At 62.9% G+C, this 15,362-nt stretch carries 15 protein-coding genes; 4 read left to right on the top strand and 11 right to left on the bottom strand.

Translation table 11 applies throughout. The annotated features are described in order from the left end of the window. Window positions 1-48 precede the first annotated feature (48 nt). The 4 genes from ACFP9U_RS04635 to ACFP9U_RS04620 are packed head-to-tail and all read left to right on the top strand — an operon-like array spanning window position 49 to window position 3,341. Window positions 49-1,086 carry a TRAP transporter substrate-binding protein gene (locus tag ACFP9U_RS04635; protein ID WP_378619398.1) on the top strand — a complete coding sequence of 346 codons (1,038 nt, stop codon included), beginning with the start codon at window positions 49-51 and terminating at the stop codon, window positions 1,084-1,086. Beyond that, the gene (locus ACFP9U_RS04630) at window positions 1,083-1,538 is read left to right on the top strand and encodes a TRAP transporter small permease (protein ID WP_378619395.1); all 456 of its coding nucleotides are present in this window, start codon (window positions 1,083-1,085) and stop codon (window positions 1,536-1,538) included. The genes ACFP9U_RS04635 and ACFP9U_RS04630 overlap by 4 nt, the downstream gene beginning before the upstream one ends. Then, window positions 1,531-2,838: a TRAP transporter large permease gene (locus ACFP9U_RS04625; RefSeq protein ID WP_378619394.1), complete on the top strand. Its 1,308-nt coding sequence runs from the start codon at window positions 1,531-1,533 to the stop codon at window positions 2,836-2,838. The genes ACFP9U_RS04630 and ACFP9U_RS04625 overlap by 8 nt, the downstream gene beginning before the upstream one ends. Window positions 2,839-2,867: 29 nt before the next feature. Continuing rightward, window positions 2,868-3,341 carry a MarR family transcriptional regulator gene (locus tag ACFP9U_RS04620; RefSeq protein WP_378619392.1) on the top strand — a complete coding sequence of 158 codons (474 nt, stop codon included), beginning with the start codon at window positions 2,868-2,870 and terminating at the stop codon, window positions 3,339-3,341. Between the two features lie 49 nt (window positions 3,342-3,390). Here the strand turns inward: ACFP9U_RS04620 and ACFP9U_RS04615 are convergent, their stop codons facing one another. From ACFP9U_RS04615 to ACFP9U_RS04565, 11 genes are all read right to left on the bottom strand, one after another. Beyond that, window positions 3,391-3,570, bottom strand: coding sequence for an SRPBCC family protein (locus ACFP9U_RS04615; RefSeq protein WP_378619390.1), 180 nt, complete (start codon window positions 3,568-3,570; stop codon window positions 3,391-3,393). A 208-nt stretch (window positions 3,571-3,778) separates the two neighbouring features. Then, on the bottom strand, window positions 3,779-5,098 hold the full coding sequence (gene glyA, locus ACFP9U_RS04610) for a serine hydroxymethyltransferase (protein ID WP_378619389.1): 1,320 nt from the start codon (window positions 5,096-5,098) through the stop codon (window positions 3,779-3,781). Window positions 5,099-5,111: 13 nt separating this feature from the next. Continuing rightward, window positions 5,112-7,856 (bottom strand): phosphoenolpyruvate carboxylase, encoded by a 2,745-nt coding sequence (locus ACFP9U_RS04605; protein ID WP_378619387.1) that lies wholly within the window; start codon window positions 7,854-7,856, stop codon window positions 5,112-5,114. Between the two features lie 12 nt (window positions 7,857-7,868). Further along, on the bottom strand, window positions 7,869-8,834 hold the full coding sequence (locus ACFP9U_RS04600) for a 2-hydroxyacid dehydrogenase (RefSeq protein ID WP_378619386.1): 966 nt from the start codon (window positions 8,832-8,834) through the stop codon (window positions 7,869-7,871). Window positions 8,835-8,838: 4 nt separating this feature from the next. Continuing rightward, on the bottom strand, window positions 8,839-9,738 hold the full coding sequence (sucD, locus tag ACFP9U_RS04595; protein WP_378619384.1) for a succinate--CoA ligase subunit alpha: 900 nt from the start codon (window positions 9,736-9,738) through the stop codon (window positions 8,839-8,841). A 12-nt stretch (window positions 9,739-9,750) separates the two neighbouring features. Further along, window positions 9,751-10,929 carry a malate--CoA ligase subunit beta gene (locus ACFP9U_RS04590; protein WP_378619383.1) on the bottom strand — a complete coding sequence of 393 codons (1,179 nt, stop codon included), beginning with the start codon at window positions 10,927-10,929 and terminating at the stop codon, window positions 9,751-9,753. Between the two features lie 14 nt (window positions 10,930-10,943). Beyond that, the gene (locus ACFP9U_RS04585; protein ID WP_378619381.1) at window positions 10,944-11,888 is read right to left on the bottom strand and encodes an HpcH/HpaI aldolase/citrate lyase family protein; all 945 of its coding nucleotides are present in this window, start codon (window positions 11,886-11,888) and stop codon (window positions 10,944-10,946) included. A gap of 22 nt (window positions 11,889-11,910) precedes the next feature. Beyond that, complete coding sequence (locus tag ACFP9U_RS04580) at window positions 11,911-13,101, bottom strand: aminotransferase class V-fold PLP-dependent enzyme (RefSeq protein ID WP_378619380.1); 1,191 nt, start codon at window positions 13,099-13,101, stop codon at window positions 11,911-11,913. 121 nt (window positions 13,102-13,222) lie between these two features. Continuing rightward, on the bottom strand, window positions 13,223-13,858 hold the full coding sequence (locus tag ACFP9U_RS04575) for a LuxR C-terminal-related transcriptional regulator (RefSeq protein ID WP_378619378.1): 636 nt from the start codon (window positions 13,856-13,858) through the stop codon (window positions 13,223-13,225). 258 nt (window positions 13,859-14,116) lie between these two features. Beyond that, window positions 14,117-15,031, bottom strand: coding sequence for a bifunctional methylenetetrahydrofolate dehydrogenase/methenyltetrahydrofolate cyclohydrolase FolD (gene folD / locus ACFP9U_RS04570; protein ID WP_378619376.1), 915 nt, complete (start codon window positions 15,029-15,031; stop codon window positions 14,117-14,119). Between the two features lie 57 nt (window positions 15,032-15,088). Beyond that, on the bottom strand, window positions 15,089-15,362 hold a 274-nt coding region (locus ACFP9U_RS04565), incomplete at its 5' end, for a formate--tetrahydrofolate ligase (RefSeq protein ID WP_378619375.1).

The raw sequence follows: 15,362 nt of genomic DNA, 5'->3' as shown, positions 1-15,362 counted from the left end.
CCGGAGAGATCCCGAGGGGCTCTTTAACCACCATGGGAGGAAATGCATATGAAAACCCTTGCGAAAGCGGGCCTGCTGGCCCTTGGCGCCGTGCTCGTGCCGCTCGCCGCGCAGGCGGCCGATCTGCAGCTCGTGTTGTCGAGCTGGCTGCCGCCGCGGCACCCGATCGTGGTCAACGCGATCAAGCCCTGGGCCGAGGAGGTCGAGAAGGTGACCGAGGGCCGCGTCTCGATCCGCGTATTGGGCAAGCCGCTCGGCAGCCCGCCCGCACATTTCGACATGGCCAAGGACGGTGTGGCCGACATCACCTACGGGTTGCACAGCTTCACACAGGACGATCGTTTTGCCGGCAGCCGGGTAGGGCAGTTCTCGTTCCTCGGCGATGACGCGGTGGAAAGCTCCAAGGCCTTCTGGACCGTCTATACCGAGGATCTGAATGCAGCCAGGGAGCATGAGGGCACCCATCTGCTGGGGCTCTTCATGCATGGCCCCGGCCTGTTGCACAACAACCAGCGCAGGATCGAGACGCCTTCGGATTTGGAAGGCCTCAAGATCCGCGTGCCCGGTGGCTATGTGGCCGAGCTGGTGGGTGATCTGGGCGCCACCCCGCTCTTCATGTCCTCTCCGGAGGTTTATGAGAAGCTCTCGCGCGGGGTGATCGACGGGGTCGCCTTCACCTATGAGGCGCTGACCGCGTTCAATCTCACCGGCGACATCAAATACTCCATGACCGTGCCCGGCGGCATCTACAATACCACCTGGTTCCTGGTCATGGACGAGGACAAATGGGACCAGATCTCGCCCGAGGATCAGGCGGCCATAGATGCGATCTCGGGGCTGGCCTTCGCCGAGCGTGTGGGCAAGGCATGGAACGACGCCGACGCGGCCGCCACGGTAGAGATCGAGGCGGCGGGGATTGAGCTCTACTCGGCATCGGACCCGGTTCTGGCGGCGATCGAGACAGCGGCGGAAAAACATGAAGAGGCCTGGGCCGCATCGCTGCCCGAGGGCGAGGACGGCATTGCCGCCCTGAAGCGGATGCGGCAGATGACCGGGATCGGCGAACCCGGCGCGGTGCCGCAATGATCGCCACGCGGATCAGGGCGGGTCTGATGGGGCTGGCAGCGTTGTTGCTGCTGGCCCTGATGGCGGTAACGGGCATAGACGTGGTCGGCCGTTACCTCTTCAACGCGCCTCTTTCAGGCGCTTTCGAGTTGACCGAACTGCTGCTCGGGACGCTGGTCTTCGTGGCGCTGCCACTGGTCAGCCGCTCGGGCGCGCATGTGGAGGTCGACCTGCTGGTCGAGATGCTCCCGCGCCGGGTCACAAGGGCGCTGGGGCTTTTTGCGGCGCTGATTTCTGCGCTCGTGCTGGTCTATTTCGGCTGGCGTCTTGCCGTGCTCGGCGTGACACAGTTCGAGGACGGTTCGCGCTCGGTCTCGTTGGGCGTGCCCTTCGCACCCTTCGCCTTTCTCGGCGGGCTCACCTGCGTGGTGGCGGCGGTATTCGGCGTGATCCGGGAACTCAACCATGACTGAATCGCTGGTCGCGCTCGTCCTGCTTTTGGTGCTGGTCTTTGCCCGCGTGCCGATCGCATTCGCCATGGCGCTGGTCGGGGCGGCGGGCTTCGCCTGGCTGCGCGGGGTGGAGCCTGCCGGCGCCATGGTGGGCGCGGCGGTGTTCGAGACCGGCTTTTCCTATTCGCTCTCGGTGGTGCCGCTCTTCATCTTCATGGGCAACATCCTTGCCCATTCCGGCATCGCGCACGGGCTCTTCGCCGGGGCGGACCGACTGTTCGGGCGGATGCGGGGCGGGCTGGCGCTGGCAACGGTTCTCTCCTGCAGCGGGTTTTCGGCGGTCTCGGGGTCGTCGCTGGCCACGGCCGCCACGATGAGCCGCGTCGCCATGCCGCCGATGCGCCGCTTCGGTTATTCCGACAGCCTCGCTGCGGGCTCCATCGCCGCAGGCGGCACGCTGGGGATCCTTATCCCGCCTTCTGTGATCATGATCATCTACGGCCTGCTCACCGAAAGCGATATCGGCAAGCTCTTCATCGCAGGGCTCATTCCGGGTGCGCTGGGGGTCGTCTTCTACCTTGTCGCGGTGCTGGTCGCAGTGCGAGTGAACCCGCGCCTCGCCCCGCCGGTCTCGGATCCCGAGCCCATGTCGCGCGCCGACGTGATGGGCGTCATGGGGACGCTGGCGCTTTTCGCCTTCATCATGATCGGCATCTATGGCGGCTTCTTCACCCCCATTGAAGCCGCCGGCATGGGCGCGATCTTTTCGCTTTTGCTGGCAATGGCAATGCGCAGCCTCAGCCGCAAGGGCTTCTGGGAGGCCTGTTGCGAGACGGTGCTCTCCTCCGCGATGATCTTCGCCATCATCATCGGCGCCGAGATCTTTTCTGCCTTCGTCAACTTCGCCGGCTTGCCCGATGCGCTGGTTGACCTGATCTACGAGTTCGAGATCAGTCCCTGGGCGGTCATCGGGCTGATGGTGGCGATCTATCTTGTGATGGGCTGTGTCTTTGAAAGCCTCTCGATGATTCTGCTTACGGTGCCGGTCTTCTATCCGATTGTCTATCAGCTCGATTTCGGCGCCGGGCTGCTGTCCGACCCGGAGAACATCCTGATCTGGTTCGCGGTGGTGGTCGTTGTCGTGACCGAAATCAGTCTCATCACGCCACCCGTCGGGATGAACGTCTTCGTCCTGCGCGCGACACTGCCCGAGATCCCGCTCAAAGCCATCTTCCGCGGTATCGTGCCGTTCTGGATCGCCGACATCCTGCGCCTGGCGCTGCTGGTTCTGGTGCCGGCGCTGTCGCTCTGGCTGTTGTAGGCTAGTTGATGGCCGGCAGGAGGAGATTTATGACCGAAGACCGCGCGAGGCTCGCGCCCACATCCCGGTCGCTGCCCTTCGCGCTGATCCGCGCGCGCGAGGTGCTGCTGGTACCGCTGCGCCGGATGCTCGCCGACGCCGGCGTGAGCGAGCCGCAATGGCGCATCCTGCGGGTGTTGATCGAGTCCGGGCCGATGTCGGGGCAGGAACTGGCCCGGTCGGCCTGCCTGCAGCCGGCATCAGTGTCTCGGATACTGCAGACAATGGTGGAAAGAGGATACGTGGCGCGCGTGCAGGACGCCAGCAACCGACGCCGTCAGGTCGTATCGATTTGCCCCGCCGGACAGGCGATCATCGAGACACATGCAAGGACCTCACGGCAGATCACCGATACGATCGCCCAGCGATTTGGACCCGATAAATACGCGCAGTTGCTCGACCTGCTTGAGTCGTTCAACCGTCTCGCGCAACCAGAGACGGCGGATCAGTACCTGCCTGATTGAAACAGATAGTCCGCCATCGCTTGCAAGCTGGGTCATCCTGGGCGGCAGTCTATCCCGCACTCGCCATCACAGTCGTCTGACGCTTGCCCATGTACCAGTCCGCGAACTCCGAGATTCGCTTTTCTTGCGTAGAGTATCGACCGGGCCTATAGGCGGACGAGTTGACGCCGAGTTGATTGTTTTCGGTAATCGCCTTGTCCTCCCGCAGCGTCGTATCCAGGTCCCTCAATCGCCGAGCAGTTCGAGATCATTGCCGCCTGAGCCGCCGCGAACACAGCTCCCGTTGGTACCTCGCTCCCAATTTGCGACAGAACCACCCGCAGGGATTCTAGTCTAGTCTCGCCGTTTCCATCACCAATGGAAAGGAAAAACACGCTGACGCATTGGGCCGATCTCGCCATGGCGACCGAGGTAGGGGCGCGAAGCAACCGCTTCCACTAACGATATGTTCCAGTACGCCATGCTGAATAAATGGGGAACGCCTCCAGGAGCCCGGCGACCTTCTGGCGTAGCGAGGTTTCAACGACGTGGTTGCCGGCTACGCCGTGTTTCGTGAGCCCGTCGATCACTTCGAGGATGAGATTGCCTGTTGTCTCGATTTCGGCCTCGCCGAAACCGCGGGTCGTCACCGCAGGGGTGCCGAGCCGTATGCCGGATGTCACCATCGGCTTTTCGGGGTCGAAGGGGATGCCGTTCTTGTTGCAGGTGATATGGGCTCGCCCCAGCGACTGTTCCGCCGCTTTACCGGTTAGACCCTTCGGACGCAGATCGACCAGCATCAGATGGGAATCGGTGCCGCCGGACACGATGTCTACGCCGCCGCCTTTGAGGACCGCCGCGAGCTTTCGGGCGTTGGCGATCACCTTTGCGATGTAGTCGCGGTATTCCGACGTGAGCGCTTCGCCGAAGGCGACAGCCTTGGCGGCGATCACATGCATCAGCGGACCGCCCTGCAGACCCGGGAAAACCGCGGAGTCGAGTTTCTTGCCCAACTCCTCGTCATTCGACAGGATGATCCCGCCGCGCGGTCCGCGCAGCGTCTTGTGCGTTGTCGACGTGACCACGTGGGCGTGGGGCAGGGGGCTCGGGTGATGGCCTGCCGCCACGAGACCGGCGAAATGGGCCATGTCGACGAAGAGTTTCGCCCCTACCTTGTCTGCGATCTGCCGGAAGGCGGCGAAGTCAGGATGGCGTGAATAGGCGGAGTGCCCAGCCACGATGACCTTGGGCTTATGCCGGGTGGCAAGGTCCTCGACCTCGTTCATATCGATCAGGCCGCTTTCCTTCCCAACGCCGTAATGGACCGCGTTGAACCATTTCCCCGACATGTTCACCTTGGCGCCGTGCGTAAGGTGTCCGCCGGCGGCAAGGTTGAGGCCCAGAAACGTGTCGCCTGGTTGCATCAGTGTCATGAAGACGGCCTGGTTGGCCTGGCTCCCCGAATTCGGCTGCACATTGACCCATTTGCATCCGAAGAGTTCCTTTAGCCGGATGCGGGCGAGTTCTTCGGCTTCGTCCACGAACTGGCAGCCGCCATAGTACCGGCGTCCCGGATAGCCCTCGGCATATTTGTTCGTCATGATTGAGCCCTGGGCTTCGAGCACGGCGCGGCTGACGATATTCTCCGATGCGATCAGCTCGATCTCGTCGCGCTGGCGAGCGTATTCGCGTTCGATCATGCTCCAGAGCGGGGAATCCCGATCGGCCAGCGGCTGATCGAAAAAGGCTGACTGAAGCCTGGGGCCCAAGTCTTGCATGCTTTCCTCCTTTTCAACCCGTCCAGCCGAGTCCGCCGGAAATCACGTGAATGGTCATGAGCAGGGCGTCGATATCCTCGGACCTCGCTATGCCGGTCTCGCGATCGGATCTCACCTTGCGAAGAAGGTCGACCTGGAGCCGGTGCAGCCCGTCCATTTGGGTACGCACGGCGTCCTGCTGCGAGCGGAACACCGGAAAGCGGAGGCAAAGACCTTCTTCCTGGGTCAGCGAGAGGATCATGTCCCGGGTCAGCCGGTGCTCCTCGGCGATCATGTCGAAGATGCGCCTTCCGCCGCACTGGTCCTGTACGAGCGTCGAATAGTGTTCCGCGATGGCGAGATCGGACTGGAACAGAATCTTTTCGGCCTCGTCGATGACCAGACGGAAAAGCCGCGAGGTTTCGTACATCTTCCTGAGCAGCGCGTATCCTGTTTCGCCGCGAACGCGTGTGAAGGACGACAGGGCAGTGCCGATGCCGTACCATCCGGTCAGCATGTGCCGGTTCTGACTCCACGCAAAGACCCAGGGGATCGCCCGCAAATCGCCGAGATCCCGGGGCGTCGAACCGAAACGCCGTGCGGGGCGGGAGCCTATCTTAAGCAGGCTCAGTTCTTCGACCGGACTGGCCTCGGTGAAATAGTTGATGAAGCCGGGCTTCGTAACAAGGTCGATATACTTGACGTGGCTTAGGCCGGACAGGGCCTCGAACGCCTCGCTGAACTCGCCAGTCTCGTCCGGCCGGGCGCTGTCCGCCGGCTCCAGCGTGTGGGCCAGTACGGCGGCGGCGAGGCTCTCGAGGTTCTGCAAGGCGGTACCGCGGTTGGCGAATTTTGCCGAGACGATCTCGCCCTGTTCGGTGACGCGCAGGCGCCCGTTGACGGTGCCGGCGGGCTGGGCAGCAATGGCGCGGCCTGCCGGCGCACCCCCACGGCTGACCGAGCCGCCGCGGCCGTGGAAGAACGAGACCTCGATCCGGAATTTCTGGCCGATGCGCCTGAGCGCGGTTTGAGCCTTGGCCAGTTCCCAATTGGAGGACAGGAACCCGCCATCCTTGTTGCTGTCGGAATAGCCGAGCATCACCTCCTGACGATCGCCGGCTTCGCGGATGAGGCGTCGGACGGCTCGGTGCGAGAATACGGTCGAAAGGATATCGGGCGCGGCGCGCAAATCCTCGATGGTTTCGAAGAGCGGGACGACCGGAAGCGGGGGCATAGTACCAAAGGCCGGACCGGCCGACCAGCCGACCAGCAGGTAGACGGCCAGGAGATCATCAGCCGAGGTGGTCATTGACAGGATGAAGGCGCCGACTGCCTCGGGATCGCGCCGCCGGGCCTCCGTCAGCAGATCGAATAGGTCGAGGATGTCGCGGCTTTGCCGTGACAGGCGGACGCGATCTATGTCCGGGACGGGACCGTCGTGCGCCAGTGTCAGCCGCTCGGTCCATTCCCGGGTGCCGGGCCGTGGGGACGAATATCCGTCTATCATGGTGAAGATTTCGGCAAGCGCGGTATTCACGACCGTCGCGTTCTGGCGGATGTCCAGGGATACGGTGTGAAAGCCGAAGGTCCGGATGCGCATTTCCAGGGGCAGGACTTTCCTGAGCGCCGCGGCCGGTGCGCCGGCGTCCCGCAGGGCATTGCCGAGGATCTGGACGTTGGCGGCGAACTCACGCGACCGAGCGAAAGGGGCGACGTCCGTGGACTCACCGCGATCGTTCGCGCATGTCGCGTCGAGCCGTGCGAGAAGCGTGGCGACGTATTGGCGAAAGGGCTCGCCGGGGTTGCGCGACTCGATGCGCATCCGTTCCGACCCGCATTGCGCCAACAGGGCATCAAGTGCTTCGAGGAATCCGCTCGACGGCGGTGTAACGCTAACGCCGATGGAAAGATCGCGCATGAGTGCTTTCAGCGGAGCACGGTAGGAGTTAAGGGCCGTCAGGCGATACCGGGCCAATGCTGCCCGTGTGACCTCTGTCGTGACATTCGGGTTACCGTCCCGATCCCCGCCGATCCAGGAGGAGAAGTGCAGAAAGCCGCTCGGCGGGGCAATTCCGTCGTATTCCCCGGCTGCGTGCAACAGTCGGTCGACGAGAGTGGGCAGAGCCTCGAACAGAATCTCGTCAAAGAAATGGATGCCCCAGTCAACTTCCTGAAGCACGGAGGGTTTCTCAAGGCGCAGTTCGCCGGTGAGCCAGAGCAGTTCAATCTCCGCCAGGAGCGCCTCGCGAAACGCCTCTTCTTCATGCGGGGACCATTCGCGTGTGACCAGATCGGTCAGACGCCGGTAAATGCGGCGGTGGATTTCCAGAACCGTGACGCGCTTGGTTTCGGTCGGGTGGGCCGTCATCGTTGGCCCGACGGCCAGCCGGTCGAGCGCGGTCGCGATGCTCGTGTGTGCTACGCCTTTTGCAGCCGCGCGTTTCAGCACGTCGGTGAACCCGCCTGGGGTCGCGTTGCCGGAGCGTTCGGTCAGACGGCGCTCAAGGCTGGTCTCGAACTCCTGCCCGATGGCGATCAGCTGGTGCCACGCGCCCAGACCTTGCAATGCCAGGAAGCGGCGTTCCTCAGGCAACTCGTTGACCGGGACACTGCCATCCAGAACACCCGCGATTTCAGGGAGATGTTGCCGACCGACCCCGATTAGACTCGATTTCAGCAGCGCCAGTATATCAGACGGTCCGCGTTCGCCGCACGGGACCGTCTCGGCAGCGCTTGCCGCAAGGGTCGGTAGCCGGTATTGCGCCTCGGTCGAGACCATGAGCGACCTCCGTCAGATCCGGTTGGGCGGCGCGGTGCCGGCGAAGAAGGCGTCCAGATTGTCGGCGGCCATCATGCCCATTGCTTCCCGCGTCTCGCGGGTGGCGCTGCCGAGATGGGGCAGCAAAACGACATTTGGGAAAGCAATAAGGTCGTCGGGCACGTGCGGTTCCCGCTCAAACACGTCCAGACCGGCACCGCCTAGCGCGCCTTGGCGGAGTGCTGCGCGGAGCGCCGTTTCGTCCACCACGTCGCCGCGGGCGGTGTTGATCAGGAACGTCTTCGGCCCGAAGAGTCCGATGCGCCTTGCGTCGATCAGGTGACGGTTTTCGCCGCCGCCAGGGCAGTGCAGGGAAACGAAGTCGGCTTGTTCGATGACCGCATCGACCGTCGGGAGAGCATGGGCTTTCAGGTCAGCAAGGCGCGCGTCCGGCATTGGGGTGCGATTGTAGTAAACGATGTCCATGCCGAAGGCCATTTGCGCACGCCGGGCGGTTGCCTGGCCGATGCGGCCCATGCCGATGATACCCAGCGTCTTGCCCCTGAGACACATGCCCATGAGATGGGTGGGGCGCCAGCCGGCCCAGGTGCCGGCACGCAGTTCGCGTTCGCCCTCTTTGAGGCGACGGGCGAGCATCAACATTAGGGCGATGGCCAGATCCGCCGTGCAGTCGGTCAGGACGCCGGGTGTATTGGTGACTGTGATCCCGGCAGCTGCGGCCGCGGGAAGGTCGATATGGTTCACGCCCACACCAAAATTGGCGAGAATCTTCGTCTGAGGCGGGGCGGAAAAGATCTCGGCCGGCAGCTTGTCACTGACTGTAGGGCAGACGGCATCGTAGTCGCGCAGCGCCCGACCGATCTCCTCGACGTTCATCGGGCGGTCCTCCGGGTTCAACGTGGCGTCGTAGCTCGAGGCGAGACGCGTTTCGACCGCTTCAGGCCAGCGGCGTGTCAGCAGGATTCTTTTGCGTGTCATGGGATCACGCTGCGGCGCTCATTCCGGCCAATACCGCCGCGACGGTTTCGCCGAAGGCGGACGGGTTTGGAACGATGTGATGTCCGGCATTACGGATGAGATCCACCTTCTCCTGTGCGGATTCTCCGAAGGCCGACACGATCGCACCGGCGTGGCCCATCCGCTTGCCCTTGGGTGCTGAAAGCCCAGCAATGTATGCTATCAGAGGCTTCCTCATGTTCTCCTTTGCCCAAAGTGCGGCCTCGGCTTCCTGCGTGCCGCCGATCTCGCCGATCATCACAACGGCATCGGTCTCGGGATCCTCGTTGAAGAGTTCCAGGATATCCTTGAATGATGAACCGTTGATCGGGTCGCCACCGATTCCGGCACTGGTCGAGACGCCGATGCCGCGCGCCTTCATCTGGCTTGCGGCCTCATAGCCGAGCGTGCCCGAACGCCCGATGATCCCCACCCGGCCCGGCGCGTAGATGTGGCCCGGCATGATGCCCATCATTGCCTGACCGGGAGTGATCATGCCAGCGCAGTTCGGACCGAGCAGCCGCATCCGGTTCTCGGACCGGTAACGGCGCATGTAGCGCTTCACGCGCATCATGTCCTGAGACGGAATACCGTCGGTGATGCACACGCAGGTCTTTATGCCGGCATCGGCCGCTTCCATGATCGAGTCAGCGGCGAATGGTGGCGGCACGAAGACGATGGAGGCTTCTGCGTCGGTCTCCGCGACTGCGCCCTTCATCGTGTTGAAGACCGGCAGGCCGAGATGAATAGCACCGCCCTTGCCGGGGGTCACACCGCCTACCAGGTTGGTGCCGTACTCGATCATCTCCTGTGCATGGAAGCTCCCGATCCGGCCCGTAAACCCCTGCACCAGTACCTTCGTCCCTCTCGTCAGCAGAATTGCCATTGTGTGTCCTCCTCAGGCGGCGTTCTTCCGGACTTCTTTCAGCGCAGAAACGGCATGTTCTGCCGCCTCGGCCAGCGTGTCGGCCACGATGACGTCCGGCGCCCTTTCCACGAGAATCTTCTTGCCCTTTTCGACATTCGTGCCGGCCAGACGCACCACGAGCGGCATTTTGACGCCAACCTCTTCCAGCGCCTTGACCACACCCTCGGCCACCCAGTCGCAGCGATTGATGCCGGCGAAGATGTTGACCAGGATCACTTGGACATTTTTGTCCTGAAGCACCGCACGGAAGCTTTTCGCCACTCGTTCGGGACTGGCGCCGCCGCCGATGTCGAGGAAATTGGCCGGCTCACCGCCGGAGAGCTTGATCATGTCCATGGTCGCCATGGCGAGGCCGGCGCCATTGATGATGCAGCCGATATCGCCATCGAGCCCGACATAGCTGAGGCCGCGATCCGAGGCGAAGGTCTCGCGCGGGTCTTCCTGGCTCTTGTCGCGGAGTTCCGAGATGTCGGGACGGCGGAACAGCGCGTTCTCGTCGAAGCTCATCTTGCAGTCGAGCGCGCGGAGTTCGTCCTTCGACAGGACGAGGGGGTTGATCTCGAGCATGGTGGCGTCGAAGTCGCGGAACACGCGGTAACAGGCCAGGATCGTGTCGACCGCCTTGCCGATAAGCTTGCCGTCGAGTCCCAGGCCGAAGGCGATCTCGCGGGCCTCGAAATCGCGCATGCCGAAGCCTGGATCGATCCTGCACCGCACCAGACTGTCGGGTTCCTTCTCGGCGATCTCCTCGATCTCCATTCCGCCGGAAGACGAGGCAACGACCACGATCCGCTCTTCCTTGCGGTCGAGGACGAAGCCCAGATACAATTCGCGGTCGATCCGTATGCCTTCCTCGACATAGAGGCGGTTGATCAGTTTGCCCTTCGGGCCGGTCTGCGTGGTGACGAGCCGGCGCCCCAGGAGCTTCTCCGCGGCTTCTTCGACTTCCTTTTCGGACCTGCAGAGAATGACGCCGCCGGCTTTTCCGCGGGCGCCGGAATGCACCTGTGCCTTAACAATCCAGACGTCGCCGCCGATTTCGGTGGCTCGGTAGTGCGCCTGCTCGGGACTGTATGCCAGTCCGCCGCGCGGAAGCTGGATGCCGTGCGTGGCCAGAAGTTCCTTGGCCTGATACTCGTGGATATCCATGATCTTGCCTCCTTTCAGGCGGCCCGGGCACGTATGGCCTCGTCCATGGCGATGACGTTGTGCGCCATTCGTTCCGATGCCGCGTCGATCATTTTGCCGTCGAGGCTCGCCGCGCCCTTGCCGGCGGCCTCGGCCTCACGAAGGGCGTCGATGATGCGCCGGGCCCGTTCGACTTCTGTTTCGGGTGGTGAGAACTCATCGTTGGCCAGGTCGATCTGGCTGGGGTGGATGGCCCATTTGCCCTCGATGCCGAGCGCCGCGCCGCGCTTGCAGGCGTCGCGGAATCCTTCCGGATCGGAAAAGTCGCCGAAGGGCCCGTCGATCGGCCGGAGGCCATAGGCGCGGCAGGCAACCGTCATCCGCGACAGGGCGGCGTGCCACTGATCGCCCGGATAATTCGGGTTCAGTCCGCCGATATTGACGGTCCGCGCCTTGTTGAAAGCAGCGTAGTCGGCCACTCCGAAATGCATCGCCTCAAGCCGTGAGGGCGCCGCCGCGACCGCCTCTACATTGGCCATGCCGAGTGGGGTTTCAATCAGCGCCTCGATCCCGACCTTGTTTGCGTAACCCTTGGCCATTTCGATCTGGTTGAGCATCGCCTCAACCATGTAGACATCCGCCGGCACGCCGACCTTCGGGATCAGAATGACGTCCAGCCTGCCGCCGGCCTGTTCCATCACATCGACCACGTCGCGGTACATGTAATGGGTATCGAGCCCGTTGATGCGGACAGACATGGTCTTGTTCTTGGCCTTCCAGTCTATGTCGTTCAGCGCGGTGATGACGTTTCGGCGCGCCTGCTCCTTATCGGGCGGCGCAACCGCATCTTCGAGATCGAGGAAGATGCAATCGGCGGCGCTGGTTGCGGCCTTCTCGATCATGGACGGGTTGGATCCGGGCACCGCGAGGGTGCTGCGCTGCAGGCGGACCCGGCGCAGGTGGTGGATCGTGTGGCTCATTCCTGGCTCCTCCTCTGGCGCTTCAGGCTGCTTCGGCCGCCGGGACTGCCGCCGTCTCGGTGAAATGCGACACCGCCGCGCCGACACCCGAACCAGGCTCGATCTGAATGCCGCAATCGATCATCGCCATCTCCGCCGCCGTCAGCGCGGTACCGACCATGCCTTCATTCAGCCAGCCGAGATGGCCGATACGGAAGACCTTGCCCATGACCTTGCTGAGTCCGGTGCCGAGGGAGGTGTTGTAGGTATGATAGGCGCGGGAGATGATGTCGCGCGCGTCGATGTTTTCCGGCACGATGATCGCACTGACCGTGTCGGAGTGCCATTTCGGCTCCTTCGCGCAAAGGCGGAGCCCCCACGCATCCACGGCCTTGCGCACACCGGTCGCCAGACGGTGGTGCCGCGCCCAGACGTTTTCCAACCCCTCCTCCAGCAGGAGGTCGCAGGCTACATCCAGCCCGCGCAGAAGCTGCGTGGCCGGTGTGTATGGGAAGTAACCAGCGGTGTTGGTGGCTATCATGTCCTCGAATGCGAAGAACGTGCGGTTGAAGCGCGCGTTCCTGTGCGCCTTCAGCGCAGATGTCGAGACCGAGAGGATGCCGAGACCGGCGGGCAGCATAAAGCCCTTCTGGCTGCCGGAGACGGCGCAATCGACGCCCCAGGCATCCTGATCGAATTCGGTCGATCCGATCGAGGAGACGCCGTCGACCATCAGCAGCGCCGGGTGGTCGGCGGCATCGAGCGCCGCGCGAACGCCCTTGATGTCTGAATTGACGCCGGTTGCCGTTTCGTTGTGGGTGGCAAAGACGGCCGCATATTCCTTGGAGACGTCTGCCTTCAGCTTTTCGGCATATTTCTCGACCGGAACGCCTTCGCCCCATTCGCAGTCGATCACATCGACATCGAGGCCGAAGCGCTGTGCCATGTCGACCCAGAGATGCGAAAACTGGCCGAACCGGCTCATCAGCACCTTGTCTCCGGGATTAAGCGTGTTCTGGATTGCGGCTTCCCAGGCGCCGGTGCCGGATGAGGGGTAGATGAAGACCTGCCCGGTGGTGTTTCGGAAGATCTTGGCGACCTTCTCGAAGATCGGCTTGGTGAAATCCGGGAAATCGGGCGCACGCATGTCCTCCATCGGGACATTCATCGCCATGCGGACCTCTTCCGGAATGTTCGTCGGACCAGGAATGTAGAGATGCTTGTAGCCGGGCATCGGGGAATCTCCTCTCCAATCATTCCCCCGCTAGCATCGCGATTCCGGCGTTTTGGACCACACACAGGCGGATAGGAATTTGCAGTCGTAGGAGGGGAAATGGCCTACCCGTTTAGCGAATTCAGGTGTCGGCTTCCCGCAGCCAGACTGCCACGGCCATTGAGCGGTTACGGGCACCCAGTTTCTCGTAAAGGTTCTTTAGGTGGTATTTCACCGTGTTTTCCGAAATGCCCGTGCGGTTGGCGATCTGCTGGTTGGTCCAACCGCGCGCGAGGACTTCGAGCAATTCACGTTCGCGTACTGTGAGGCTGGAGAGCGGAGTGTCGTTAAGCTCGGCGATGTCGATATAGGGAATGCAAAAATGTCCCGCCGCAACGACCCTGATTGTTTGCAGCAGGATGGCTGCGGCTTCGTGCTGGAAGCAGAAACCGTGAGCGCCCAAACGCACGGCCTGGCGTAATGCGCACGGATCGCGATTGTTGCTGAAGATGACCGTCTTGACAGTGTTGCCGCTATTCTTGAGCTTTCGCAGGATTTCAGGCGCCTTCGCATCGGCGAGATCCCAGGCCAGCACGGCGAGATCGAACGTCGTTACATCGGCCTTCAGCAGGTCGTCGCCGCGATCGCTGGTTTGCACCATGGCGAGGTCGGGCTCGGCCGTGATAAGTCCGACAATCGCCGAAATCACCAGCGGATTGGCGTCAACCAAAAATATCCGTGTTGTCCCAACGACGGGAGCTGCCTGTTCTGGCATCATGCCTCCTCCCCGCAGCGATCTGTCCGTGGACGCAATAATGGATGGCCAGCCCACGTGATCGTCGGTTTGCGCCGCGGCGAGGTCGGGCTTCGACCGTGAAAAGCCCGACAATCGCCGAAATCACCGACGGATTGGCATCACCCAGGAACTTCCGTGTTATCCCAACAACGGGAGCGATCCCTTCCGGCACTGTGTTTCCTCCCTGCAGTGACTGCCAGGTGAACGCGGCGCGAGCGGCCCATTCACCCGCACCGCATGTCAGGCGGTGAGTCCCTCGGGTTCGTCGAGACCGTTTGCGCGACAGGTTGCTGTCAGCGTGTTGGCGAGCAGACAGGCGATCGTCATCGGGCCGACTCCGCCGGGCACCGGGGTAATCGCGCCGGCGGTTTCGGCGGCACCGGGGAAATCCACGTCGCCCACGAGACGTGACTTACCGTCCTGCCCTTCGACGCGGTTGATGCCCACATCGATCACCGTTGCGCCCGGTCGGATCCAGCTACCTTGAACCATTCCCGGGCGCCCCACCGCAGCCACCACGATGTCGGCGCGTCGCACAATGTCCTCCAAATCGCGGGTGCGTGAATGAGCAATCGTCACGGTGCAACTGTCGCCCAATAGGAGCTGCGCCATGGGCTTTCCAACGATGTTGGAGCGCCCGATCACCACAGCTTGGAGGCCGGAAAGGTTGCCGAGATGCGCTTTGAGCAGCATCAGGCAGCCGAGCGGCGTGCAGGGCACCATGGCCTTTTGTCCGGTGGCGAGTAGCCCGGCATTCGAGATATGGAAGCCATCGACGTCCTTCGCCGGGTCGATGGCGTTGATGATCCTGGCCGAATCCAAATGGCGGGGCAGGGGCAGCTGTACCAGGATGCCATGCACCGACGGATCGGCATTGAGGCGCCCGAGGAGATCGAGAAGCGCCGCTTCCGTTGTGTCGGCGTCGAGTTTATGCTCGAAGGAGGCCATACCGGCCTCCGCCGTTTGCTTGCCCTTGGAACGGACATAGACTTGGGATGCCGGGTCTTCGCCCACCAGCACCACGGCGAGTCCGGGGGTGATGCCATGCTCGGTCTTGAGTCTCGAGACTTGCTCCGCCACGCGCCCCCGCATCTCGGCCGCGAAGGCTTTCCCATCGATGATCGTGGTCCCTGTTTTCATCTCAGCGATCCGCATGCTCGCCCTCCGTTGTTTGCGTTTCCGCGTGCCGGCCCGATGAGCGGCACGGTTTTGTCAGAACAACCCCTCGATATAACCCTGTTCGTTAAGGAAGATGCGCTCGGCCGAAGGCGTTTTCGGCAGGCCGGGCATGGTCATGATCTCGCCGCAGATGGCGACCACGAAGCCGGCGCCCGCTGCCAGCCGCACCTCGCGCACCGGCACCACGTGGCCGGTCGGCGCCCCGCGCAGATTGGCGTCGGTGGAGAAGGAATACTGCGTCTTGGCCATGCAGACGGGCAGATTGCCGTAGCCCTGGTCCTCCCACTGCTTGAGCTGGTTGCGCACG

Source organism: Nitratireductor sp. GCM10026969 (assembly GCF_042660605.1).
In the GTDB taxonomy this organism is placed as follows: Bacteria; Pseudomonadota; Alphaproteobacteria; order Rhizobiales; family Rhizobiaceae; genus Chelativorans.
The sequence above is the reverse complement of the archived record's forward strand: the minus strand, read 5'-3'. Positions and strand labels throughout refer to the sequence as shown.